This is a genomic window from Gammaproteobacteria bacterium (ex Lamellibrachia satsuma), from assembly GCA_019623805.1.
In the GTDB taxonomy this organism is placed as follows: domain Bacteria; phylum Pseudomonadota; class Gammaproteobacteria; order Chromatiales; family Chromatiaceae; genus QGON01.
Genome location: CP053680.1, coordinates 1,446,221 through 1,472,580 on the forward strand (window position 1 = coordinate 1,446,221; position 26,360 = coordinate 1,472,580).

Here is a 26,360-nt window from a genome sequence, read left to right on the forward strand (position 1 = left end):
TACCCCCATTGATGATTGTCATTGACTATCATAATATTCCCATTGCGCCGGTGGGACTATATTCCCAATCAATACATAACAAAAGACGCAACCGGACGCCGTCAGAAAACGCATTAAAAACAGCAACAATCACAAAGCAGCTAGAAGTAAGCTTGAAGTTAATAAAAAAGCATAGGTGCTCCATATTCAATCGTATAGGGAGTTTTTACCATGAAAAAGAAGTTGGCGGCCTTAAGTTTTCTACTTGTCTCCTTAGTCCTGTCAGGCATGGCAGTTGGAGCCAGCATTGTTGGCTCAAGTCATGACTTGACTGGTACAGGTGTTTCAGCATCGGTTTGTGTGTTCTGCCACACGCCTCACAACGCAAGCACTACGAATTTAACAACTCCGTTGTGGAACCGTGTTGACACGACCTCAACTTTCCAAATGTACGACAGCCCCACGTTCGATATGAGTCCTGCCGCAGGCTCCCAGCCGGCAGGCGTCTCACTGGCATGTCTAAGCTGTCATGATGGAAGCCTTTCCGTAGATCAATTACTCAATCCACCTGCCGATTTTGTCGCCAACGCAAACACTGTGGGCGGACTCGGAACCGACCTGCGAAATGATCATCCGATCTCCTTTGGTTACAACGTTGGTTTGGATCCGGCTTTCGAGCCTGCTGGTACCGTAGTTGCTGCCGGACTGCCATTGTTTGGCGCCGCTGGGGATCAGGTCGAATGCGGAACCTGCCACAACGTACATGATCCGGAAATCAATAAATTCCTGCGCATAAGCAATACAGCCAGCGCTATGTGCGTGGCCTGCCACATCAAGTAACTGCTCAAGTTAACCTCACCGCATGCATACTAGAGCGGATAAGTTGAAATATGGAACCAGGGCAATGCAAATTGCCCTGGTTCTTACTAGTGTACTGATCATATCCTCTTGCAGCACTCAGACCCGGCAGTTATTTTTTGATATCCAGCCACCCACGCCCGAGGAGCTGGCTGAGAAAAAGCAAAAAGAGGAAGCTGCACTTGCTGCATTGCAGGCCAGAAATAAACAGAAAAACCAGCTGACTGGCCCTGAGGGCATGTCTTTCGGTAGATCTGATGATAATCGGCCGCGACCGGAAATCGAGTCAGTCATGGACTGGAAAAAGGCACAGGAGATACTGCCGAAGGATTACAAGAAGGGCATCGACTGGTCCGCCGCGCTGGAACAGGGTCTGATACGGCCGCGTGTCGGCGACGACCCCCGGGCAGAGTGGGCCTCCGCTTTCCAGTGGGACTTTATCATCAAGGCTAAAAAGCCTAAGAACCATGCATATTTCCCGCACTCTGCCCATACCGAGTGGCTGGGTTGCAGGAACTGTCACAACACCTCTCTCTATCCCTATAAAAGAAATCCAGCCACGATGAAGGAGATGAAGAAAGGTGCATCCTGCGGTGCCTGTCATGGCAAGAAGAAAGTTGCTTTCTCCCTGAAGGCATGCAAGCGCTGCCATCTGAACAGGAAGAAGAAGAAAAAGAAGTAATACTTTTGCCGTTTGATATGACGGCATGCCGATATATATTGTACAGGTAGGTGTATGCGTACATACAATCTTATTTCAGTCTGTCTGTTCCTGCTGGCAATCAGCTCAACGCTGGGAGCAGCTCCCGGAGATATTCAATATGAACGCAAGGGGGGGGATGCTGAAGAGCTGAAGACATTTCCACCATCCATCTTTCCGCACTGGATACACCGGGTAAACTACCGTTGTGACGCATGCCATAACAAGCTGTTCGAGATGAAAACCGGCACCACCCCCATCAACAAGGACCTGATGAAGGAAGGAAAAGTTTGTGCCGTCTGCCATAACGGCAAACAGGCCTTTGACGATGGTTTCGAGAACTGTAACCGCTGTCATATCAATGATGGGAAATGATCAACATGGTTCTGGGCGAGACCATGCCAAGAGTCATGAAGTGTCCGGGTTTTTCCTGGTTATTCTTTGCAACGATCACGCTGTGGACCACGAATAGCAATGCCCTGTCCTGGGACGAAGTGACCCTCTATCCCACTGAATTCGAGGCACTTGTCGATTTTGACGGCACCAACAGACGCAAAAGCGGCAGTTCACGGGAGACCGAATGGAGAGCCGGTGTGCGTATCGAACAGAATGGCTATGTTCTGGATCCCGGTATCGCATTGTTTCATCTGGACATTGAACCCATGTACACATGGGGCGATTTCGAATCCAGCGACACAAGTCGAGACAACACTGGCGAACTCCTCAATTACCTACTCCAGCTGAATCTTTTCCGAGAGACGCCGGGGCCGGTTGGCTTCGACTTGTCCGCACAACGGAACACGAATTTCAACACAGGTTCCCTCGGTAGCCGAATCGATAATGTCATCGACACAAAGCGCGCGACTGCCAACTGGAAAAACCTTGCCTTTCCCACAAGTCTCACTTACGAGGAGAGATCACTCGAAGAGGAATTTCGATCCAGCCTGAACAGTGCCGTATCTGAGCGCGATGAAACACTGAAGAGGTGGATCATCAAAGGGCGAAGCAGCAAGCTGGATTTACGTCTGGAGCACAAGTCCCTGGACGACCTGACCAACCGTGATCAAGATTACGAAATCGATGAGGCTAACTTCTCCCACCATCTGCCCTGGGGAAACAACAGTCACCTTCGATCACGTTTCGACTATTACGACCGCACCGGCTTTAACGCCAACAAACGCCTGACATTTGATGAGTTCGCTCGTATACAGCATACGCCGAATCTGTATAGCCGCACTTCCTATCATTATCATTCAATCAAGCAGAACATAAAAAATATAGAACACCGCGGCATCTTTGAGTTGAACCATCAGCTATACACAAACCTGAACACGAAGGCCTATACAAACATAACTTCCCGCAACTCAGACATCATAGACGAAGACAAATGGCTAATCGGACTGGATGGCAAATACAATAAGCAGGATCTGTTCGGTGCCATTGTCACGGCAGGCCTGGGAGGCTCCTACCAGGAGACCGACCGGGTTTCCAATCAGGGAGTGGTGGAGGTCGTCGATGAGAGCCACGTTGTGCCCCTGACTGGTTCGGTAATCCTTAACCAGCGCTTCATTCTGACAAGCACCATCATTGTTACCGACGAAACCGGCACACTGGTATACACGGAGGGTTCCGATTACACGGTATTTCCTCTTGCAGGGGACCTGACCCAGCTGCAGGCCATTCCCGGCGGACGAATCGACACCGGCGACACCCTCCTGGTGAGTTACCAGGCGCAGCCGCTACCATCGCAGATGTTTTCCACTATCCGCACCAACTACAACCTGGGCATCGACCTGGGCTGGATGCGATTTTCCCACTCCGACAACATATCGGATGACAAACTCATGTCCGGTGCCGGTGAGAGCTTCCTCAACGACACCCGCAACACCATTACCGATATCGAATTTCGTGCGGAACTGGCATCCATCGACACTCTCGTGGGGGCCGCGAGACGCTTTACTCTGGCCGGTGGATTCGAATCCACGACTTACACCTCTCGCCAAGTGCTATCCTGGACTACAGGCAGTAACTCAAGTTCCAGGGGGATTCAGTGGAACCTGAACGCCACTCAGTCTTTCACCGAGCAGGAATCTCTGGATACCGACCTGTACCGCATAGAGCTATCGGCCAATTGGCGACCCTATGCGAGACTGTCGATCCACCCCATACTGGGTGCCTGGAAGCGGTATGACACGGGGGATGCCATAAGCGGCGGCCGTCGGGATGACGAATTCATCACAGCCGGCGTCAGAGGCAACTGGCGGTACCGGGAACTCGATCTAAGCTTCAACTATCACCACGACCAACGAACAACCTCGAGCTATGCACAGCCAGCCGGCAGTACCACCGAGTCCATCGAGGACAGGCTGATGTTCACCCTGAGGCGAAGATTCAGATGACCAGACGATGGAGTTTCCTACTGGCGCTGTTACTTGGTGCCTGCGCAACAACCGGCCCGGATACGCTTCCCAAATCCGGCGAGACACCACACATGGTCTGGCCAGCAGCACCGGAGCAGCCGCGAATCGAATTGATTGCATCGTTCAGCAGCGCGGAAGACCTCGGCCTGCGCAAATCCTTCTTCCGCAGGATACTGGATTTCCTTGCCGGCAGCGATGATCGCCGTCTGTCACGTCCCTACGCGGTCGCCGTCAATAGCGAAAAGGTCGCCGTTGCCGATCCTGATACGGCGACAGTGCACCTGTTCGAGCTACAGAAAAAATCCTATCAACAAATTGATCGTGCAGGAAAGCAGCTTTTCGCATCGCCTATCGGGGTGGCTCTCGGCGGTGACAAACTGTTCGTAGCCGATTCCGACCTGAACAAGGTGTTTGTGCTGGACTCCCGCCTTGAGACGCTACAGGTTCTGGAAGATTTCCAACGCCCGACCAGCCTTGCGTTCGACCCGGTACGTCAGCGCCTCTACGTGACCGACACCCTGGCACACGAGGTGCATGTCTTTGATCAAGATGGCGGACTCCTGTTCAAGATAGGCAAGCGCGGCGAACAAGATATGCAATTCAATTATCCCAGCCATCTGGCATTCGCCAATGACCGCTTGTTCGTCAACGACACGATGAATTTCCGTATCCAGATTTTCGATCCCGATGGTCACCATCTGATAACCTTTGGAAAACATGGAGACGCATCCGGCTATTTCTCACAATCGAAGGGCGTGGTGGCTGATTCCGATGGTCATGTCTATATTGCCGACGCCCTGGCAAACCGGGTGCAGATCTTCGATCAGAACGGTTCATTCCTGCTGGAATTTGGCAATGGCGGTGACGCCCCCGGCGCTTTTCACATGCCGTCCGGGCTAGCAACATGGAATGATAAAATATATGTGGCCGACTCCTATAACCAGCGTATCCAGATTTTCCGATACCTGAAGGCGAGTGACTGATATGCGAAAAATATCTGTATTGTGTATGTGTCTTCTGATTGTCTCGGCTGCCACAGTGGGGGACGTGGCAACTACCGTGCATAACCTGTCGTCCTCGGGACCGGCGACAGGGGCGTTTAAGAGCCTGACTGAAGATCGGATCTGTATTTTTTGCCATACGCCCCACGCGGCCACTCCCGATACGCCTTTATGGAACAGGCTCTCCACCGGAGCTTATACCCCTTATCAAAGCAGCACCACGGATGCAGCTGCAGGAAATATGAGTTCTTCTTCAGATTTATGCCTATCCTGCCATGATGGCACCATAGCCTTGGGTGACCTGGTCAACCCTGGGACTGGAGTTACCAACGACCTGAGCACCACATTCCTGACCGGTCGGGCTCTCATCGGCTCCGACCTATCCAACGACCACCCTGTCGCAATCGTCTACGACCCAAATTTACTGGTCACCGACCCGGATCTGCTCTCCCCTGACGTCGTGGATCTTCCACTAACAAATGGAGAGCTTCACTGCTCTTCCTGCCACGATCCCCACAAGGACACATATCCGCCCTTTCTTCGCAAGCCGACGCTTAACGGTGAACTATGCATCACCTGTCACATACCAACGGGGGCGACTTGGGATTGGACAACCAGCTCCCATGCCACATCCGTCGCCACACCGCCCCTGGGAACCGATCCCTGGCCCGAACGCAAAGCGGCCTGGGTGGGCCAGAATGTAAGTGAGAACGCTTGTATGAATTGCCATACGCCGCACAACGCGGCTACGCCGGTGAGACTCATCAAGGATCAGGAGGAACAAACCTGTTACCTGTGCCACAACGGCACCGTGGCACAGGATATTCTCGCAGAAGAACTGAAATTTTCTCACCATCCGGTTGAGGTGACGCCCAGCCTGGACCACGATTCCGTTCGAGCGGAGAACCCTCTTACCATGCAATTCCACGTCGAGTGCGAAGACTGTCACAACCCACATGGCAGTTATAGTTCTCCACCAATGATCTCTTTCAATCCAGCCAACCCAGCGGACACAAACCACACGACGGCGCCATTCGTCAACGGCAGCATGGTGGGTGTGACAGGAATTGACAACGGTGGAGCTGTGAAGCCAGAGGTGGATTACGAATACGAAGTTTGCTTCAAGTGCCACGGTGTACCCGGAAATAGTGCATGCGATAACCAGCGCTGTTCGACTGCCACTGGTTACAGCATGACCCGTCAGGACGGTGTTTACAACTTACGCGACAAGGTTGATCCAGGCAATCCGGCACTGGTTTCTTACCACCCTATCACAGCCAACGACCCTTTCAATAACGGCGAAGTCCCCAGTCTGCGCGCTGACATCCCCCTGGATACGACCAGCAGCCTGATCTACTGCAGCGATTGCCATAACAGTAACGTTTCGCCCGCCGCTGGCGGAGTGGGAACAGCAGGTTCCCATGGATCCACGTACGAAGGCATTCTGGCAATGCCCTATGATTTTGATCCACAAACCGCCACTTCCGCAAACAGCCTCTGCTACAAATGTCATAATGCCGCCAGCCTGGAGGTCTCTTTCATACACAGCAAACACGTGGGTTCGAATACTACCTGCATCAACTGTCACGATCCCCATGGCTCTGCGAAATTTCCCCACCTGCTCAATTTCCTGACCTTTGCCAATGTTACAGGACCCATGGAGATCACCGGAACCGGTGCCTTTACTGAACCAACCTGGATAGACAACGGACAGTATAGTGGCACTTGCCATTTGGTCTGCCATGGAAAAACACATGATGCATGGTCATACCCCTGACGTGGTTAAGGGGCTTGTTACACCAAAACGGTTCAATAGATTTGTGTCACTCAGTTAAATACTGTTGATTTAATGAGGTTAAGAGGGATGACAACAAGCAGCTACATCATGCCTGGATTGTATGAGTCACAATGATTCTTAACGGGAATTGATAGAACAGGAAAAAGCAGCCTGGTAAATACAGCATCTTTCTTGCCAACTACCGATACGGTAGTCCACACATATCAGCCCCCAAACTTTTACCAGATTCTTGACTGTTAGCCTCTAGTTGCTTTCGAAAATTCACAATATGCGAATATGGTTTCTTTGGCATAGAGCAGTCTAACGAGGATCTGAAGATTGGAGGCTGATTGTGAATTTATGGGTCAACAGTCGACTAGACTAAACCCGGTTTAATCTTATCACTTCTTCGGGGGCGGACCTGGCAGCGTAGCATAATAGGCGGCAACGTCAGCCATATCCTGTTCACTCATATCCTCGGCTTCCATGTCTTCATTTTCGTCGACCCGTTTACCCGATTTGTAGTCCATGAGCTCCTGGATATGTTCTTGTGGGTCCATCCCGGCAATCGGCGGATTATCCTCGTCACCCAGGCCATCGTCACCGTGGCAGTCCTCACAATCCTCTTCCGCCAGCTTCTTGCCTTTTGCGACATCACCACCAGCCTGGACGCTGGCAACCGAAAAAATAGAGACAAACATAGTGGTAACAATCAATTTCTTGATCAACATATTACACATCCTCCTCTAGGATTATAGTTAAGCTATCGTGTGAGCCCGGCTTTATTCTGATTGTCCGCTTAGTCGCCAAGCATGCATTATCGGACACGATGCTTTATAAAAAATAGCTGCACATATACTGGCAGTCAAGTATTCCTAAAAAACAAATAGACGCTATCGCCTTATCTACAATCTGTTTTGTGAAAGCTTAAAAGTTATAACAGGGAAGGCACAGCACAGAACGGTTATTATCAACTCTTACAAACTCTGATCGTTACCCATAGGGCTGTGGCAAGTGGAGCACAGAACCCTACCTATTGATTCGCAGCCAAACTGTTGAATATGTAGAGGTAGAAAGACCATCTACACTCATAAATCTTTTTGGCTCAACGAGTGTAGATCGTCAAACTGTATCCCACATTTAACCGCAGGGATAATAGCTATTCTATTAGCAGAAACCCTATAAAACAGGGTAATTCATATGTCTCGTTGATTCTTAAGACCTACCCAATGTTAGACGCATCATCGATGACCTGCGGAAACACACGATGAAATAAACTCAATTTCAAGCCAACTACTTACTTTATATTAGCGGCCAACTACTTACTTTATATTAGCGGCCAACTACTTACTTTATATAAGTGATTTAAAAGGCTACCATCAACAACTCCATTACGGGAGACAATCTATGAAAAATCTCATCCAAATATTGGGAGTACTGTCTCTACTTCTAATAATAACTCCTGAAGTATTAGCCGATCTTCCACCCGCCTTTGAGGGGAGAAAGTTATATGTTTCTCACTGTCAGCTATGTCACGCTGTCGATGGTAAGGGATATGGCCCTCTCGCAAAATCGATGCAGATCGATGCGGAGGATCTAACTACCGTAGTACGCTCCGGAAGTGATAACAACCTCATAAAGATCATAACGGGCAAGGGCCGACATGCATCCACCCATCGCATCAGCGCCAGCATGCCAAAGTGGGAAGAAGTATTCAGCAAACATCAGATCAAAGCCCTGGTTGCATATCTACGCTTTCTCAGTAGTTCCAAACACGATCTTGTCGGAGATCCAGAGATTGGCCTGCAGCTCTACCAGAAATATTGCGCCATCTGCCACGGTGTCGAAGGCGACGGAAAGGGCGTCATGACGGAGCTCTTGCGAATCAAACCGATTGATCACACCAATCCACACAAGACTGACAAGCTCGACAATAAAGAACTCGCATCAAGCATTTTGGATGGAAGAGGAAAGTTTATGCCCGCTTTTCGTGGCATTCTCACCCAAAACGAGGTCGATGGACTGGTCAGCTATATACGGCTGCTTTACCAAATATGGGGGAAATTAGAGGATGGAGGATTGGTTATTTTGATGAGACCTCCCGCTGTGAAAACGGGAGAAGAAGGCAGCGGCTCCCTGCTTCGTGACCCATCGTGCAAAAGCAAGGGGAATCTATCGGAAACAGGCAAGAAGAATGCAGTCAGAATCAGAGATCAATTTAAATCCAGAGGCGTACCAATAGAGAGTGTATTGGCAAGCCCTGATTGCCTCGCCAAAGAAACTGCAAAAACTGCATTTGGTCAAGTAGAATCTGTGGAATTTCTATCTTTAATGGATACGCTTTCCGAACAACAGGCAGATTCATACACCACACAATTAGAGCGTCGAATAGGGTCATATTCAGGCAAGGGGAACCTTGTTTTGGTAACACACGAATTAAATATCAATGCCATATCTTTTCAAACTTTAGAGGAAGGATACTTTCTCGTACTGAATCCCATGGGCAAAAATGAGTTTGAAGAAATTGGAATATATCGGTTGGATAGATAGAGTGGTTTCCGGTCCGGTATCATGTACGGGGTGCAGCCACACTATCAAGTAGATCAGCGAGCACATCATCGGGCGAATAGCCTTCGATCTCCAGGTCGGTGGTCAGCCTGATCCTGTGCCGCAACACCGCGGTCGCTGCAGCCTTGACATCATCCGGGGTGACAAAGGCACGGGATTGCAGAAAGGCCTCGGCTCTCGCCGCGCGCAGCAAGGAGATGCTGCCTCGTGGCCCTGGCCCCGCTTCAATGCCGCTCCATTCACGGGCGGTGCGCACGATACGCACCGCATAGTTGAGAATCTGCTCATCCATCTCCAGTGCTGCCACATGCTCTTGCAACGGCAGAATCTCTTCCGCCTTTAACTGTTGGCGCACCGCCGAGGTGTCGAGTTGATCACCCACGGAGCCGACGGTTACCTGCTGCACCATCTGTTGCTCCTCCTCTTCTCCTGGATAGTCGATGAAGACCTTGAGCAGGAAACGGTCAAGTTGGGCCTGGGGCAGCGGATAGGTCCCCTCCTGTTCGATGGGGTTCTGGGTAGCGAGCACCAGAAAGGGGCGAGTTAGATTAAAGGTCCTTCCCTCGATAGTCACCTGTTGTTCCTGCATTGCCTCCAGCAGCGCCGACTGGGTCTTGGCCGGCGCCCGGTTGATCTCGTCCGCCAGCAGGAAGTTGCAGAATACCGGTCCACGGCGAACCCGAAACTCCTCCGATTTCATATCGAACATGATGTGGCCGGAGATATCGCTGGGCATCAGGTCTGGGGTGAACTGCACCCGGTTGAACAGGCCGCCGACCGCAGCAGCCAAACTGCGCACCAGCAGCGTCTTGCCGAGACCCGGCACCCCCTCCACCAGTACATGACCCGCGGCAAACAGGGCAATCACCACCTCGTGAATCACCCGATCCTGCCCGATCACCGCCCGCCTGATCTCTGCTTCCAGTCCTCTGGCGCGGCTCATCAGCTCTGCTGCAATGCCGTTTCCGTCTGTTTGTTGTGAATCCATCATAAACTCAGTTTCCATAAGTGGGGAGGTCGGGTTAGCGATAGCGTAACCCGACGAGCTATTAATTTTGTTGGGTTACGCTGCACTAACCCAACCTACATTTGTTTGCGGCTATCCGGATGTAGTGCGGCGAGCAATCTCTGCAGGTTCGCGCTGGCCTGGATCATCTTCTGCTCCTCCACCGGCACGACATAGAGTGTCTCATAGACCGTCTGCGCAGAGAGTCCCGACCGCTGCCCGATCCACGAACAGCGCTGTTGTTGATCAAGCCGCGCCAATTGGGGATGGCGCTGCAGCCAGCGCTTCTCCACGATGTCGGCAGAGCGTTCCCGCAGTGCGACCGCACGATCAAGTTTCCAGAGATACTCACCCCCAGCCTGAAGGTGCTCCAGCAGATTACGTCTGGCGTGCTCTCCCGTGTTCAATATCGGCCCACTGCGATAGGTCAAACGCCATATAGACAAGAGCAACAGCAGTATGGCGCTCAAAACGGCATAGGCCGCGTTTTTCCAGATCAGGGTCAGAAGGGAGGGCATGTTGGCACTATAGAGCAGACGTACCGCACCCTGATCCTCCGTCAGCAGTGCCAACAGAAGAGCGTGGTCATGCTCCACGATCCGGGTGTTGGTGAAGAACCGGTTATCGCTGAGGATGGTCAGAAAACCGCGACCCAACTGAAAACCTACCAGGTGGTAACCGTTCAAGCCCGGTACCAGCCAGTCGGTGTCATCCCTCTCCACCATCAGCTCCCGACGGATATCGAATTCTACCTGCAAGGGCTCGTCATACCCGGTGTACTCCATACTCACCGGATTGCCAGCTTGCGATTCTTCCTCATCGCTCTCCGCATACTCCACCAGACTGACCCCGAAAGACGCCAGCAGGTGGTTGCCAGATTCATCCTCATCCGGAGCCCTGCCAGGAGAAACGATCAGATGCCCACCCGCTTCTATCCACTCCAACAGCGCCGTCTCCCGTTCCGGAGCCAGGGATGGGCCCAGATCCTTGACCAGCAACACCCCGACATCCGCATCCGGTTTGGTGAGGTATTCCCGGCCCGAGAGACTTTTGACATCCAGACCCTGGCGCTGGAGAAAGATCTCCCCTGCCAGCAACGGGTTCCGCCTGGCCTCCGCTGACATCCCCAGGCGCACCTCCGTACTCCTGCGCTCAAAGTTATCAAGGAACCAGGCAGCCATTCCAGCAACAACAGCCAGGAGCAGCAACAGGGCAAAAAGGATCAGCAGCCTACCCTTCATGCAACGCTCCGAAAACACGATCCCAACCCCGGCAAAGTGCCTCCAGTTCACCACTGGACGGCAGACGGTGCCCGTATGCCATGCCCTGCCAGGCTGCCGTGAGTTGCTGAAAAAAGACCGCACCGGAAAAATCCTGGCTCGACTCCACCTGCAACAGACACTCACCCTCGGTGGCACCAATATTAATTTGCAGACGAAAACGAAACACCATCACCGAGAGTGCACCGCGATAAAGCAGACTCAATGCCGCCCTTCCCTCACCGGCAAGCAGCAGAGCCTCTGCTTGGCGCACCAGATCCTCGGGCAGGGATTCCGGACGAATATCAAGTCCCGACAGAGTAACAGGCAGGGGTTGCCGACGCCGCAAACCGGGTGGAGCGTCCAGGTTGAGCCAGTCACGCATCTGTGACACACGGTAGAGCAAAAAGGCGATAATCAATCCAGCAGTCAGCCACAGCAGAAACTCACCCACCGTCGCCATGCCCCGGGTATAACCTTCGAAAAAATCGATCAACCACTGCAGCAGCCAGGGCACATCTTCACCGGACTCGTCCGTGTCCCCGACATATTCCCAATAATCGCGCATCTCGCGTTTGCCGAAGGCATCATCCTTCAACACCTCCTGGATAGAGTGCTGAACCGCATCCCGATCCGGCAATCCTGCAGCAATCGGCGGCTCACCGGGCAACACAAAACCCACTGCCATCAGCAGCAGACCGGCCGCCGCAGAGGAGAAGGGACGCTTGCCTTTCACCCGCTCGGCCAGACGTTTAAAGCCAAGTTCTATATCCCACCCCTCCAGTTCACTGCGACGGGTCAGATAGATACAAAAACCACCCGCGACATAAAATGGAGCTATCAGCGACATCGCCAACAGACTGCCGATATGCTGCAGCCAGACTTCAACACCACTCTCAGACATGATCAGACTATCCATCTGCAGCCAGTCCAGCTCAGTTGGGATCAACAGCACCAGCAGTACCAGAAAAGAGAGTTCCAACAGAATTTCAAAATTGATGCCGAAAAAGGTCAGCCAACCGGTCACGTGCTGTCCCCGTCCCAGGACCGTGATACGTGTGCGCCGCTCACTGCCTTTCAACCCCTCCAGCAAGGCTACCGGCATATTGAAGGAGCGTGCAGTGCTGAATCGCCGCCAGGTTAGGTTGGCGAACAACTGGGGACGTACTATGCGCCACCAGTGCTGCCTCATCTCGCTGAACCCGAGCCGCTCACCGAAGACGCGACGGCTCAGCCAAAACAGCAGTGGGGGCTCATAGAGCGGTTTGAACCACCAGGCCAGCAAAGCGATCAAAATCGGTTCACTGGTGAGCAACAGCGCCACCACAAGATAGAAGGGGAGCGCCGAGGCCAGCCACAATAACCAGAGGCGCGGAAACTCGCTGCGGGCGAGGGCGAATCCCAGGTCGGCCCCTTCCCAGGGCGTTCGCGGGCGCAGGTTGATGGTGATCCTAGAGAGATCCATGCCGTGACCTGCCCGCAAAAACCAGATAGAAAACCACCAGCGCCCAGAGCAGCACCGCTACGCCATATTTGATAGCGGCATCCAGTGTACTGGAGGACCAGAATGCCTCGACAAAGGCAGCCGCCAGCAGCATCAGCGCCGCCCCCAACACCAGTTTCAGCGCTTTGGCTGCCGCCGCCTTCAGTGCAGGTATTCGTCTTCGCTGACCGGGAGCCAGCAAGGCGTGGCCCAGCATCAGACCCGCAGCACCGCAGATCACGATGGCGGTCAGTTCAAAGGCACCGTGACCAGAGACGAAAGACCAGAAGGTATCGTGATAACCCAACCGGGTGAGATGACCGGCAACCCCACCCAATACCAAGCCGTTGAAGAACAGCATAAAGAGAGATCCAACACCCAGTAACATACCGCCGGCAAAGGTGCGGAAACCAATGCCGATATTGTTGAAGATATAGAAACCGAACATCATGAAGTCGGTCTCTGAACTGCGCGCCTCGGAGCGTCCCGGATGGCTGCCGGAAGGGTCGTACATAGACTCCATCTCAGCCACCTGCTGCTCATCCATCAGCGAGTAGATCATGTCGGGGTCGACATAACAGGCGAGGCCCAACAGCAAGGCAGGCAGGAGAAACGATGCCAATGCCAGCAGAAAATAGCCGCGGTGGAGCCGGAGCGCGCGGGGAAATCCGCCGCCGACAAAATCGAGCGTGCGCCACAACCAGGCACCGCGCTGACGATAGAGACGGCGGTGCCCCCGCAGCACGAGATGATGAAGCTGTTCCAGCAGTGCGGGGCTGAACTGCCGACTGCGTGCCAGGGCATAGTGACTGCAGATCTGGCGATAGAGGGAGGGAAAAGCGGCAGCACGCGCTTTATCGATATTGCGTTTTCTGCGGGACAGCTCCATCTCATCGAGTAGCGCCCCAAGCTCATCCCACAGCGGCCTGTAGGCCTGTTCAAACTGTTCCTGGCGCATTAGCGTCCCTTAATCAACCAGTTGGCATATCCATATATCCCGTCAACAGCCCGTTCGCCCTTGCGTCCGGAGATCTCGTTCAGGATCTCTGCCAATTCGACGCGGCGTTCGGAGGATAGACCAGGTGCGCGCTCGGCAAACGCCAATACGGCCTGTTGCTCCGATTCAGTCAGTTCCACCTCGGGTCTCTCTGCTGTCCTGGAGGGCAGTTCTGATCGTTCTTCATAATTGTCCCGATAGACTACCAGCGTTCCCGCCGCCAGATCGCCCAACCGCTTGAACTCCCGATTGGACAGCATGCTCAACAGGCCAAAACCATACATCACCGGCATGAAATCAACCGCACGCAGCAGGTTACGGATGACCGAAGCGGATAGGGTGACCGGTGTGCCGTTGTCGTGGATCACCCAGATGCCCATCGCCTTTTTGCCGGGGGTAGCACCGTTCTTAACCTCGAACAGCACAGGATAGAACCACTCGATGAGAAAGAGGGCAATCAGGATGATCGCAACGCCGACCCCGCCAAAATAGGAAAAGGACAAACCGATAACGATATAGAGCACAGCACGGATCGCTGCATCAATGGCCCAGGCGCTGGCCCGGACAAGCGGTCCCGCCAGGCGGAATTCCAACAATACACCTTCCGGGATCTCATACTGCCGGATGGTGTCCACTTCCTCCGTTAATGCCACCGCAATATCCTATCGCGACTTGCTGAAATAGATATCCCGATAACCCACATAGATTGAGGCCACCATCATCGGTAACACCACCAACAGACCCAATCCAAAAGGAATGGCGCCCAGAATAAAAAGCACCATTCCCACGATGCCGTAGACCAGAAACGGCAGGACATTTTTCAGACAGCCCCTGATGCTCAGCTTCATCGCATCCATCGCCTTCAGACCATCCAGCACTACCAATGCAGGTGCAAACCAATATGCCATCATCAGAGGTATGGCAAGGGCCATGACCAGAAGGAACAGCAGCAGCATGGTTGGAGACAGCATCATCGCCGCCATCGCCTCGGGATTCTGCATCATCTCCGAATCACCCATAGTCGCGAGCATGCCACCGGCAAATAGCGCAACGATCACCCCAAGCAGCAGAAAGCCTGCCAGGTAGATCACACCCACAAGTACCAGCTGTCCCATGTTGTTGGAAAATCCGGCGAACAGGTGGCCGATCTCGAAGTTGCCGCCCTCATCCTGAGCTCGCGCACCCAACATGAATCCTCCCACAATCACCGGCGCGAAAAGATTGGTCAGGATGCCTCCGAGTATTGGAACCAGATTGGCCAGTACCACCATCACAAACCAGACTATCAGCGCAAGCACCCAGGCGAGCGGACTCTGCTTGAAGTGCCACCAACCCTTGACAATCCAGGCCCAGCCGTGACCTGCCGGCACACTGTTGGGCCCCGTTATCTCACCCTGTTCGTGATCCACAAGATCCGCCTGGGGCGCGGCATAGGGATCGGCATCATCGGTTTCGGCATTCTCCGCCTTGGCCTGAATCGCCAGATATTTGGACACTACCACACCGCACTCGAGACAGCTGCCATCCTCCACCCGGTCAGCACCGCATTTGGGGCAGGGAGGCTCAGGCTGTTTTTCCTTCTCTTCTGCCTCCCCCGTATCCATGGGTTCAAGCGACAGCTGATCCGCCATCGGATCTATACGGACAACCAGACCCGTCCGCTCCAACACGGCCTGATACTGCTCAGCCTGTTCCCGTGTCAGGTTTTTCTTAAGATCCACTTCACGGCCGGAGTTCAACAGATTCTGCGCCGTCTCCTTATCGACCTTGAAGCGCTCACTGAAAGCCACAACAACCTGTTCTGCCTCAGCACCAGACTGTAGCTGTCCGAAAAATACGACTTTGAACACTTCGTTCACTTTATCCACTCCATGATTTGGGATAATTCCGTAGAGTCTAGATCAACAGATCCACATTGTATGATTGCAATTCCTCGAATGCGGCAAAATAATGTGGGAGTGGGATCAGAGTCAAATCCGCTCGAAGCCCCAAGACAGATTTCCCGTGACATCCAGCAGATTTGACTCTGATCCCTTACGATTTACCGCTGGGCTTGCCGATTCCGCAAGCGCCACGGACTACTGATTCACTCTATCGAATCCTTGACGATACCATCCAGCAGTTCAAGGATCTCTGCGGTCACCTTGTCCGCCTGACCTGCCAACGACTGGCTGCGGTAGGCCACATAGACCTGTTCCGGCTCATCCGCCTTGATATAGACCGCGATGGTAAAGGGGCAGACCACCAGGTTCTCCGGACTGACCTGGGTCATCTTATGGGAGATCACGGCACTGCAGAACTCCACCGACTCGGCCTTTTTGAAAACCTGCTTGTAACCAAGATCGGGGCCAGTGCGATTGAGCATATCGCTGACGTGCAGAATACCGCTAACCAGCATTCCCCGCTCTTCGACCGCCATCTTGATATTGTCGATCACATCCTCATAAGCCTCATCCGCTTTGTAGATCACCACCGGATCAGGGGCGGCACCCCCCGCGAACGCCATACCGGCAACCGACAACATCAAAGCAAACAACAGAAACCTCATACGCATTCTCCAGTTTTTACCAGCCATTCTTCGGCGGCTTTTCACAGTCAAGGGTAGTCAGGAGACTAACGCCATCTGTTTCACTAATAAAGCCCAAAGATTCCAGATTCTGGGATGCAGCGAAAATCCGATCCCCATCGACGGCATCAGTACGCGGGCAGATTTGCGGCGCGATCGGGGTCGGTTCGCGAGGTGATAAAACCGCTGCAACGGGGGCAGCGGCACTGCGACTGGGGTCGATACAGGAGAAGACAACCGATTGGCTTTTACCCAGGCCTGTTGCGCTTCCCTATAGCTTGACCGACTGTTGAGTTCGATGTACCCGGCTTACGAGGATCGTATGCCAAAAATGGGTCAGGGAAAACGATATTCGACGCCTGCGGAGAAGAGTTGCACAGAGTCTCTGTCAATTTCATAACGCTCCCACTCCACCCTAACCGCCGTTTTTTTGTTGATATGAAACTTCACCCCTGCTCCAAATACCGGATCCACTCCCTGTTTGCTATCGAAGCTGATGGGCTGACCGCCCACCTCGAACCGCGCATCGATATCTGCGTCCCAAAAAAACAGCCCCGCCTTTCCGAATAGACGGAACCGCTGCGCCACCGGCAGCTCACCTATTATCGAGGCACTGATACCCCTGGCGGAATACGGATGTACCCTGGCCACATCGGCTACGAATGCATCCAGGTCGCCAAAGTTACCGCTGATGCGGGATGTCACCTGGCCGAGATCAACCAGGGCCGCCTCCACCGCCAGGTTGGGATTCCACTGATATCCACCGAAGAGTTTCCAACCGATGTCGGTATTGTCCAGCGTGGTAGTGGTGGAATAACCCAACGCAGCCAGGTTCGCATCCAGTTCGGCAGCGTCGGCAGCGGATTTTGATGCCCCGACAGATACTCCCATGTACCAGGGTCCATCATCAGCCTGGGTGGGACGAGAAAACAGCCCTCCACCCGTTACCAGAAAGGCAAGCATCAATGCTACGGCCAGTTGGCCGAATCTTCGACGCCCGCGCAACGCTCCGGCAATCCCAAGCCAAGTCAACAACAGCCACAGTTCCAGCCAACCGAATCCACCGCCACCGGCGCCCACCACATCTCCTCCGCTTCCAGCCTTGGCGCTGACCATGACGTTGTCCGAGTCCTCGCCCGTCCCGTCGGACAGGGTCAGGCGCAGTACGTAACGGCCTTCTACGTCCGGCGTGAAACCAGGGGTGGCGGTATTGGCATTGCTGAGATCAGCGTTGTCCAGACCGCTACCTTCCGGTATGGAAACGAAGCTCCAGGTGTAGCTCAGGCCTTGTGCCGGTGTGTCGGGGTCGAAGCTTGCACCGGCGTCCAGGCTGACCAGGATCCCCTTTCCGGCCAGGGTGTCGTCTCCGGCATCGGCATTGGGGGGTGTTTCAACCAGGTAGCAATGGACGCTTATCTGGTCGCTATGCTGGACCAAGCCGTCCGAGACCTCCAGGTCCAGGCTATAGGTTCCGGCCACATCCGGCAGGAAGGAGGCCACTGCGGAGGCCGCGTTGGAGATCGCCGCATCGTCCAGGGCACTGCCGGGCGGCAGGCTGGCGAAAGTCCAGCGGTACGTCAGCGGCTGAGGCGCGGCATCCGGATCATAGCTCCCGCTGCCGTCCACGACAGCCTGATCCCCCACGAGGGCATTCCGGTCCGGTCCCGCATCCGCCTGCGGTGGCAGGTCCACATCGTAGGCACTGATCCGGATCGGGTCCGGATTGCTCTCCAGATCACCATCCGTCACCACCAGCGCCAGTTCGTAGAGACCCGCCAGGTCGGGCATGAAAGAAGGTTCCGGGGTAGTCGCGTTGCCGATATCGTCCTGAACCAGGGCGCTGCCCGCAGGTGTCTGAGCCAGTGTCCATCGGTAGCGGATCAGATCCCGATCCGGGTCGTGGGAGCTGCTGCCGTTGAGGATCAGGGCTTCACCGATCAGTACGGAGAGGTCGGGTCCGGCATCAGCCACCGGCACCTGATTCTCCACTTGGAAGGCCACCTCACGGGAATCCGACAGCAGCCCGTCGGATACAATAAGCTGCACCCGGTACTGGCCGGTCAGATCCGGTGTAAAAGAGGCTGAGACGGTGTTCGCGTCGGCGATGGCCTGATCGTCCAGGGTGCTGCCGGGCGGCACGGCGATGAAGCTCCAGGCATAGGCCAGGGGAGAGGGTCCCTGGTCCGGGTCGGTGCTGTTGCTGCCGTCCAGCTGGACCAAGTCGCCCAAGTGGACAGTGCGATCAGCTCCGGGATCGGCCACCGGGTTCTGATTTGCGGTCTTCAGCCGGGCGGTTACCGTCCCACTAATTAGCGCGTTGCTCTGCGAATGGATAGTCACGTCCACGGTCCCCTCCCCAAAACTGCTCAGGCTGACGTTGAGCAGGATAGCGCCGGTGGCGAGTCCGGGCAACCGGAAGCTGGGGATGGACTGGGTGGGCTGGCCATCCAGACCGTCCAGACTGGCGGCACTGATGGCACCGTCGGTGCCGGTGATGGCAGCCGAGTAGGCGTCCTCGCTGTTACCGCTGTTTTGCACCAGTACCAGGAAGGCACCATCGCCCACACCCGGCAGTTCAACCTCCACCGGGTCCAGGGTCACGGTCAGTCCCTGACTTTGGGGTATGTCGATCGCGGCTGCGGCCCGGTCCTGTACGTTGCTATCGCCGCGGGAGGTGGCAATGACCACCAAATCCAGCGAACCTGGATAGGCGAAATCGATATCGATGACGGTAACCGTCACATCCTGGGAAGCACCTGCCGCCAGGGTGACTTCGGTAATTTCCAGGGTGGCGGCCGGGGCCAGAACCCCGCCCAGGCTCAGGTCGAAGGTATCCAGGCTCTGACCGGTGTTGGTCACCCGCATGAGAAAAGTACTGTCCGGCCTTGCGGCCAGGGCGGTCAAAGCCACATCGACCCCGAAGCCGGAGACGCTCAACGTGCCCACGGCCTGGTCTGTCACCCCGGACGTGCCGGTGGAGGTGGCGGTTACGTTGAAGTCCTGGCCACCGGCGGCGGTCCCAGAGGGCGCGGTCAGGGTCAGCAACACTTCACGATAGTTGTCGAGGCCGGGCGCCACCGTCACGCTCGCTTCGCCGAAGACACCTTGGATGCCCACCGGCAACTGGCCGGTCAGCTCGTAGGTCTCGGTGACATTGCCGGTGTTGGTGATGCGCACTCGATAGGTCGCACCGGTTCCCTGCCCTGCTGTATCCTGAAGTGGGGTCAGGGTGATCACCACACCGTGGATTTCGGCCTGGATCACAGCAGTGCCCTCCAGTATCAGGCTGCTATAAGCCAACCCTCTGGCGCCATCGGCCGTAGTCGCTGTTAGCGCAAACCCATGCTCACCCAAACTGGCAAGGGCATCTGCACGCACCGCCAGGGGAAGATCGATCGACCCAGCCGCCGGTACTTCCACGGAGGCCTGCAGGGTCACCCACTCCGGTGGAAGCCCCTGCAATCCCAGATCGTAAGTCACGGCTGTGGCTGTCGGATTCATCAGTGTAACGGTATAGAGACTCTCCTCACCCGGCCGCATCGTGCGGCTATCCGGCGTCAGGGCCACAATCTGTTCCACCGCCACGGATGCGGCGGGCAGATCAATAGAACCCGCACTGCCCCAGGCGGTAAAGTCCACTGCTGCACCGAGGGCCGCATCCCTGGCCTCGCCCGGCTGCAGGCCATCCAGCTGGACCTGCCAGTTGAGGACATGGCTGAGCTGGCCAGTCTGCAGCAACAGATCCCACTGCAGGGTATCGAAACCGGCCCCTGGCGTGGTGCTGTCCGGCGCCCGGTTGAACGAACCGGGCAGGATCACGGCGCTGCCATCATTCGGCACCTGCACCTGTGCAGTCACTGGAATACCGGTCAGACCACCCAGATCATAGATACCCAGACCGGAGTCGCTGGCGGTGTAGAGCAGCCCGCTGTTGAACAGTGCTCCTCCGACCACACTCGCTGTATCAATATCGATAACCCTGAGATTCGCGGGATCGCTGGTATCCACCAGGCGCAGTTTTGCCTGGCCATTCAAAAGGATATCTTCTATGACGAAGAGTTCATCAGTAACACTGCGTACGGAAAACAGTAAGAATTTGTACAGCCCCTCGCCAGCCAACAGTTCTGACCCCAGTATCGTCGGATTCAGGGGATCGGACACATCCAGCAGATGCAGCGTCATTTGGCCGCTCTGCAGAGGGGAACCGTCACTGATGACAAACGGACCATCCGTACCCACCACCAGGGCCCTGTTCCCCTGAATGGCCATGCCACCCAGCAGCACCGATCCGGGAAGATCGAAAACACCGGCTTCAGTGACATTCTGCGGGTCGCTGACATCGAGCATCCGCAGCCGTCCTGTACCCCCAACGGCGGCGGTCTCTGCCGAACTGCTCATCAGATAGACAACGTCGTCCTTCCCGACTGCACTCTCGCCGATGAAATAGTTACTGCCCGGCCACTGTGGATACGAACCCTGGGGTGTGTTGTAAAATAACCCCAGACTCTGCGGATTCAGCGGATCGCCCAGATCATAAATAATGGTGTCGCCGCGAATCCCTACAAAGCTGCTGCCCCAGATAAAGATTATTGTATTGATGAAGGCCAGATCACCCTGCACATAGAAACCGGATGCGTGGGTTCCGGTGACGCCACTGGCAGCCGAGGCCAGCAACTCTGGCTGTTCAGGATCAGTCAGACCATAGACATACAGATCGCGTTCATTGGCCACCAGCAGAGTATCATCCTTGATCCAGGTGCGGTTATTCCCGGCCAAGCCGAAGGTATGGACAATCAGCGGGTCCTGGGGCGTGCTGATATTCAACACAGTGACACCCTCGGTGCCGCCCAGATAGGCATAATCCCCCCGAACCGCTACGGAACGCCCACCGCCAAGGGTATCGGTCAGACCGATCAGACCGATGCCATTGGCGTCATAATTCACCAGACTGTCGATCTGCAGAGTAACCGCTGCCTGACCATCCCCCGCCGGGAGGCTGTCCGGATCGGCCGACAAGGTTGCGTTCAAAGGCGAGCCGACCATCAGGGTTCCACTGCCGGAGCCGCCCGGAAGCGGCGTGCCATCGGACTCGGTAACACTCACCTCAAGGGTATAACTCCCAAGTGGCAGACCGCTGGTATCAAACGCTCCCAGGGCGACCGTGGCCACCGATGAGAGCACACTCATCTGCACGGCTTGTGGTGCAGAACTGAAGAGCTCCGCGCCGCCTGTGTTTTTCACCCGATAGCTCACCAGCAGATCCCGCTCCCGGTTCAGCGCATTGAGCAGCCGCGTGGTCACATCCACACTGCCGCCGGGGTCGGTAAAGGCCGGGGCGCTGGTCACTGAAAGTACGCTCACCAACTCATCCCTGGAGGTGAAGCTGCCATAGGTCGAACGTTGCACTTCGGGAGCGCCGTCGGCGGTCACCACCAGTTCGAATTCGAAGGCGGTCAACTCATCCGCCGGTTGGGTGAGTGTGACATCGATGGCGATCGGCAGGTGGTGGGTGCCGGTAACACCAGGCTCAACCGCAAAGCCGGCGGGCAAGGTCACTGAGTCCTGACTCAGCGTGGCGGTGATGCCGACAGGCACGCCCGCCAAGCTCAGGTTGTAGACGGTGGACTCGGTCCCCCGGTTCTTCAGATAGAGCCCAAAGTCGGTCGGACTCTGGGGCTGCGCCTCGGCGTTATTGGGCTGCAGGGCCAGCTCGAAATCGTGGTCGGCCATGGCCGCCAACTGGTCACCAAAAGCCGTGAGGGTGGTGCCCAGATCGTCCAGGGCCGTCTCCAAAGTGGCGGGCGTACTGTCAGCTATGGCTTGGCGGGCGGTGTCGATGTCCGGGGTGAATGGCGCCAACAGAGGGTCGTCAAGCTGAGCCGCCAGGGTATCCAGGCTGGCCAGTAAGCGACTCTTGTGGGGCGCGCTGCCGAGATCCTGATAGAGGGTACTCAGATCCTGGCCCAGGGTTTCCAGGGTGCCTGCCAGTTCGGGGCGACCGAGGGCATCGGCGTCGGTTGCCGCGTGCAGAGCCTGAAGGGAGCCGGGGGCGGCCACATGCAGGTGCAGTGGAACCCGCGTCTCAAATTCGCCGCTGGCACCAAAGATGGCGGTCACGGCCACATAGTGGTCGCTGTCCAGGTCCAGTCCCTGGGCCGTGAAGGTCAGAGTCCGGGTCACCGACTCGCCGGGGTCCAAAGTGGGTGCACTGCCCAGGTCGTCGGCGGTCCAGCCCGCCGGCAGGTCGAGACCGAGCGTGACGGTTTGAGCCACATTGCCGGTATTGGTGAAGGTGAGGTTGGTCTGCACATCGCCGTTGGGTGTGGCGTAAAGGCTGACCGGGTCGGCCGATGCGGTCAGAGCATGGACCTCCGGCATGATGAAATCAACGTCCTTTGTAAGGCGTGTAGAGGGATTTCCAGCTAGCTCAGCAGTCACCGAAAAATCGACACTCGTACCGGGAATCGGCACTGTCGTACTTACCAATGGCCGGAGAAAGACGCTCACCACTCCCGTTGATGAAAAAGGTACCGTAATCGAATCGCGTGCCGTCAATATCTCCCAGCCAGCAGGCGCAACAGTCCCCACGACGAAGTTACCACTCGAACCCAGGTTCTCGATCTGTACTCGAAAGGCGGAAGGAACCTGGCCCTGGGCAAGTTTCACCGAAAACAGATCATCTGAAACAACGGACAAACCAAGTGTAGAATTACTGACTTCAGATTCTTTGGTCAGTGCGGGTACGAATAACAGATTTACGACTTCATAATCCGTGCCGGCAATGTCGATTACGCTGCCTTTGTTAAAGAATGATTCCAGTTCTTCGCTAGCGTAGGCACTGATATCGAAGATCGTCTGATTTGCGCCGCCGACTATGGTGTCGATTTTCAGATTTTCTCTGACGATGGGTTTGATTTTATCCTTTACCAAATTCTTGGTTATGTTCTTAAAGATCAAATTTGCACCGCCCCTGATGGGTGCGCCTATTATTCCGCCAATGCCTTTTCCAGCCACGGTGGTTATACCTTTTTTCATTCCGGCGTTTGTGTGGCTTTCGATATCCAGCTCCAGTTGCGACAGTTGGCCTTTTGTGAGATTGGGAACATTGAGTTTGATCCAATCCATAATCATTGCTTTATTAGCTTGTTTTGCGATCTTCTTTAAATCCAGATTAATATCCAAACTTGTATTAGTTATCGACTTAACATCCTTTACATAACTTTCCGCACTCATGTATTGGTTCAAGTTTCCCAAAGGTCCTTCCAGATCTTTCAGCAACTGAGTCCCAGCATCACCACCCAACTCCTCGTTCAGCCTTGCTTTGATATCGTCTTTATATGCTTCGATAATCGATTCTTCTATAGACTCAACAAAGGCATCTGCCAACCCTTCGGCAACGCCTTGTGCAGCACCCACCGCCCCCTGCTTGACTACCTCTTTTGTAATCTCTGTTGCAAGTCCGACGGGATCCGGCTTCCATTCATCTGGAAATTTCTTATATAAGTCCCATATCTTATTTTTTATTCTGGTTAAATTACGCACAACAACCCGTGCAAAACTCATGACAAACTGGCGGATCTGAAGGCCCACCACTTGAGTCCGAATTCGTAGTATCGAGGCATATTCTGCCAATGATCCATGCCTTCCATTTTCCAGAACCCCTATAAATTCGCCGGTTTCCGGATTGTTTTCATACCAGCCTATCGTCTGGTTACCGTTGATAGTGACCATTCCCGAAGGCACGGTCACGGATTTCCCTGATCGCAGGGCATCCCCAATGCGGGCCCTGGCTTCCGCTGACATGTCCAGGTTATCCAGTCGTCTGGATATATCCTGGTGTCCGTAAAGGACAACCGTGCCTAGCCCGGCCTTGTGTGCTTCTTCGAACACTTCGTATGTTGAATAAAGCGATATTTCGCTTTCGAGCCCTTCTGTAAAAGTCCTGACCGCTTCTGTTTCAGCAAGGTTGTTTTCCAGTCCACGCCATATCTTGGCAACAATGGAAGCATCTCTATTTTGTCCTGGATAGGCAACTGCTTTGGTACTATCCAGGAGAAGGTCGATGCCGAAGCGGTTAGTCATCGTGTCATTTACATTTACCTGATACTCGTCGAATGACAAAATGACCCGGGGAGCATCATGATAGAACTTCACGATATGCTGCTTAGCGGTGCTTCTAGCCAACTCGTCGGAAGTCACTAAATAGTTGGTGGCCAAAAGACGCGTTTTTGCTATGTTTTGGCGCGTTTGATATTTGACAAGTTGTCCCAGCAGATCATCCTCGTCACTGGTAAACGATGCGGGATCTTTATTTAACAAAGTTTCTGACAGCAACATCAGATCATAACCTTCCTCATCAAGAGAACTGGCCAATTGAATTCCCATTAATTCATCATTTACTGAACCGGAAACGATATTGATGGTCGTTACATCGTACTGGTTGATGGCTGGCCGTTCAGTATCTGCTACACCTGGAGCAGACAGGCCGTGCCTGGCCGCGAATCCCACCCGATCCAGGAGATCACGCTTGAGTACCCGCGCCTCTTTGTTTGGGGATTCGAGCCCCAGTTCCAAGGTAAGACGAGTCAACATTGTGTTCGCCATGGGTATGAGGGAGGAAAAAAACTCTTGGTAATCGTTACCCCGGATCATGGTTTGGCCTTCAATGGATTCCGAGTTGTCATCCAGCAGGATGTAAGGGGCGTAATTATGAGTTATAAGCCCCCCAATCAGGGCAAGAGGTTTATGAGTGTTTACATAATGACCCAGGGTAAGCGGTTTCCCGTACAGTTCTGCTGCTGAAAACTTTTGTTCCAATGGCACATTATCCGTAAACTGGGAAAGCATATTATGCGATTCCACTTTCAGTCGGACGGTGACCTTGTGTCTATGGACTTCAGGCACATCAAAATGGGTTGATGAGGGTGCACCCCACACGGTGCTATCGCTAAAACTGGGATCGAGCTGAGTGCCGTCTTCCAATTCAACCCACCAGTGATCGGTAACCTCGGCGATTAGATCAGCGTCATTTACAGGATCGGCTTTTTCATATTCCTCGGGAATATACCCCACGGCCTGAGCCATCAGTTCCGGATCAAACATCGAGGTGATCAATACCTTGGCATCCGCCTCGTCAAGCGTCCCCCGCACATAGCGCGCCCCAATCCCCTGCCCCCGCAGCAGGGCGATCAGCAGGCTGGCCTGGTCCAGGCTGTTGCCGGCATCGGACCAGAGGGTACCGCGCGCCCCGCGCAGGGAGCCGGTATAGGCCTCGAAGCCGATCTCGCCCCGCACGAAGGCGAAGGCGGCCTCTATGCCGGGGCCGAGTTGAGCGATCTTCTCCTGGATGAAGCGATCCTCATGATTGGCATCCACCGTGGAGACAAGCCATTCCGGCACCTCCTGGGCCTGGACCGTGCTGATGCCCAGCAGGAAGAAAGGATCTATATCGGGAAGGGATAATCGGAGTGGTGGTGTCCCCTGGAACACCAGGAAGACAGAAAGGAGACGCGCCAGAAACCGAAACCATAGAGTCTGAGTCCAGTGTGACACGGTGCCCTCCCCCAATCGATCGCCCGGCAAATAGGGGACTTACGGATCCCGCCACATCCGTAGGATGCGTCCTTCCAGTTCCCCACCGGCAACCTGTAAAAAAATAAAAGCCGGACTGCCTGAACGTGACCCTGACGAAGGTCACTCCCGGCAGCCCGGCTTGTCTCAGACTCCCCCCACCGCTGTCCGAAACT

16 protein-coding genes are annotated in these 26,360 nt (G+C 54.7%); 7 read left to right on the top strand and 9 right to left on the bottom strand.

Annotated features, from left to right (window positions below):
- Positions 1-210: 210 nt before the first annotated feature.
- The 6 genes from HPY30_06085 (at position 211) to HPY30_06110 (ending at position 6,735) form a co-directional block, all read left to right on the top strand.
- Positions 211-819, top strand: coding sequence for a hypothetical protein (locus HPY30_06085; GenBank protein ID QYZ65591.1), 609 nt, complete (start codon positions 211-213; stop codon positions 817-819).
- 64 nt (positions 820-883) lie between these two features.
- Entirely contained in the window at positions 884-1,519 is a 636-nt protein-coding gene (locus tag HPY30_06090) for a hypothetical protein (protein QYZ65592.1), read from the top strand.
- 54 nt (positions 1,520-1,573) lie between these two features.
- Positions 1,574-1,912: a hypothetical protein gene (locus HPY30_06095; protein QYZ65593.1), complete on the top strand. Its 339-nt coding sequence runs from the start codon at positions 1,574-1,576 to the stop codon at positions 1,910-1,912.
- The gene (locus HPY30_06100) at positions 1,909-3,936 is read left to right on the top strand and encodes a hypothetical protein (GenBank protein ID QYZ65594.1); all 2,028 of its coding nucleotides are present in this window, start codon (positions 1,909-1,911) and stop codon (positions 3,934-3,936) included. The genes HPY30_06095 and HPY30_06100 overlap by 4 nt, the downstream gene beginning before the upstream one ends.
- The gene (locus tag HPY30_06105) at positions 3,933-4,940 is read left to right on the top strand and encodes a hypothetical protein (GenBank protein ID QYZ65595.1); all 1,008 of its coding nucleotides are present in this window, start codon (positions 3,933-3,935) and stop codon (positions 4,938-4,940) included. The genes HPY30_06100 and HPY30_06105 overlap by 4 nt, the downstream gene beginning before the upstream one ends.
- 259 nt (positions 4,941-5,199) lie before the next feature.
- Positions 5,200-6,735 (top strand): hypothetical protein, encoded by a 1,536-nt coding sequence (locus tag HPY30_06110; GenBank protein ID QYZ65596.1) that lies wholly within the window; start codon positions 5,200-5,202, stop codon positions 6,733-6,735.
- A 401-nt stretch (positions 6,736-7,136) separates the two neighbouring features.
- Here the strand turns inward: HPY30_06110 and HPY30_06115 are convergent, their stop codons facing one another.
- On the bottom strand, positions 7,137-7,466 hold the full coding sequence (locus HPY30_06115; GenBank protein QYZ65597.1) for a cytochrome c: 330 nt from the start codon (positions 7,464-7,466) through the stop codon (positions 7,137-7,139).
- Positions 7,467-8,142: 676 nt separating this feature from the next.
- Between HPY30_06115 and HPY30_06120 the strand changes: the two genes are divergently transcribed.
- Entirely contained in the window at positions 8,143-9,285 is a 1,143-nt protein-coding gene (locus HPY30_06120; GenBank protein ID QYZ65598.1) for a c-type cytochrome, read from the top strand.
- A 19-nt stretch (positions 9,286-9,304) separates the two neighbouring features.
- On the opposite strand, the gene HPY30_06125 is transcribed toward HPY30_06120, so the two are convergent.
- The 8 genes from HPY30_06125 to HPY30_06160 all read right to left on the bottom strand — a co-directional run bounded on the left by HPY30_06125 (position 9,305) and on the right by HPY30_06160 (position 26,196).
- Positions 9,305-10,294 (bottom strand): MoxR family ATPase, encoded by a 990-nt coding sequence (locus tag HPY30_06125; GenBank protein ID QYZ65599.1) that lies wholly within the window; start codon positions 10,292-10,294, stop codon positions 9,305-9,307.
- 92 nt (positions 10,295-10,386) lie between these two features.
- Complete coding sequence (locus HPY30_06130) at positions 10,387-11,550, bottom strand: DUF4350 domain-containing protein (GenBank protein ID QYZ65600.1); 1,164 nt, start codon at positions 11,548-11,550, stop codon at positions 10,387-10,389.
- Positions 11,540-13,033, bottom strand: a complete 1,494-nt coding sequence (locus tag HPY30_06135) for a hypothetical protein (protein QYZ65601.1) — start codon at positions 13,031-13,033, stop codon at positions 11,540-11,542. Before HPY30_06135 ends, HPY30_06130 begins: the two co-directional genes overlap by 11 nt.
- Positions 13,020-14,009, bottom strand: coding sequence for a stage II sporulation protein M (locus HPY30_06140; protein ID QYZ65602.1), 990 nt, complete (start codon positions 14,007-14,009; stop codon positions 13,020-13,022). The genes HPY30_06135 and HPY30_06140 overlap by 14 nt, the downstream gene beginning before the upstream one ends.
- A complete protein-coding gene (locus HPY30_06145; protein QYZ65603.1) occupies positions 14,009-14,701 on the bottom strand; it encodes an RDD family protein in 693 nt (230 codons plus the stop codon). The genes HPY30_06140 and HPY30_06145 overlap by 1 nt, the downstream gene beginning before the upstream one ends.
- A 9-nt stretch (positions 14,702-14,710) precedes the next feature.
- Positions 14,711-15,907, bottom strand: coding sequence for a hypothetical protein (locus HPY30_06150; GenBank protein ID QYZ65604.1), 1,197 nt, complete (start codon positions 15,905-15,907; stop codon positions 14,711-14,713).
- Between the two features lie 227 nt (positions 15,908-16,134).
- Positions 16,135-16,596 carry a hypothetical protein gene (locus tag HPY30_06155; protein ID QYZ65605.1) on the bottom strand — a complete coding sequence of 154 codons (462 nt, stop codon included), beginning with the start codon at positions 16,594-16,596 and terminating at the stop codon, positions 16,135-16,137.
- 354 nt (positions 16,597-16,950) lie between these two features.
- Complete coding sequence (locus HPY30_06160) at positions 16,951-26,196, bottom strand: outer membrane beta-barrel protein (GenBank protein ID QYZ65606.1); 9,246 nt, start codon at positions 26,194-26,196, stop codon at positions 16,951-16,953.
- Positions 26,197-26,360: the final 164 nt, after the last annotated feature.

Coding starts and splice junctions, on each gene's coding strand:
- HPY30_06085 (QYZ65591.1), top strand. CDS start 211: ATGAAAAAGAAGTTGGCGGCCTTAAGTTTTCTACTTGTCTCCTTAGTC.
- HPY30_06090 (QYZ65592.1), top strand. CDS start 884: ATGCAAATTGCCCTGGTTCTTACTAGTGTACTGATCATATCCTCTTGC.
- HPY30_06095 (QYZ65593.1), top strand. CDS start 1,574: ATGCGTACATACAATCTTATTTCAGTCTGTCTGTTCCTGCTGGCAATC.
- HPY30_06100 (QYZ65594.1), top strand. CDS start 1,909: ATGATCAACATGGTTCTGGGCGAGACCATGCCAAGAGTCATGAAGTGT.
- HPY30_06105 (QYZ65595.1), top strand. CDS start 3,933: ATGACCAGACGATGGAGTTTCCTACTGGCGCTGTTACTTGGTGCCTGC.
- HPY30_06110 (QYZ65596.1), top strand. CDS start 5,200: ATGAGTTCTTCTTCAGATTTATGCCTATCCTGCCATGATGGCACCATA.
- HPY30_06115 (QYZ65597.1), bottom strand. CDS start 7,466: ATGTTGATCAAGAAATTGATTGTTACCACTATGTTTGTCTCTATTTTT.
- HPY30_06120 (QYZ65598.1), top strand. CDS start 8,143: ATGAAAAATCTCATCCAAATATTGGGAGTACTGTCTCTACTTCTAATA.
- HPY30_06125 (QYZ65599.1), bottom strand. CDS start 10,294: ATGATGGATTCACAACAAACAGACGGAAACGGCATTGCAGCAGAGCTG.
- HPY30_06130 (QYZ65600.1), bottom strand. CDS start 11,550: ATGAAGGGTAGGCTGCTGATCCTTTTTGCCCTGTTGCTGCTCCTGGCT.
- HPY30_06135 (QYZ65601.1), bottom strand. CDS start 13,033: ATGGATCTCTCTAGGATCACCATCAACCTGCGCCCGCGAACGCCCTGG.
- HPY30_06140 (QYZ65602.1), bottom strand. CDS start 14,009: ATGCGCCAGGAACAGTTTGAACAGGCCTACAGGCCGCTGTGGGATGAG.
- HPY30_06155 (QYZ65605.1), bottom strand. CDS start 16,596: ATGAGGTTTCTGTTGTTTGCTTTGATGTTGTCGGTTGCCGGTATGGCG.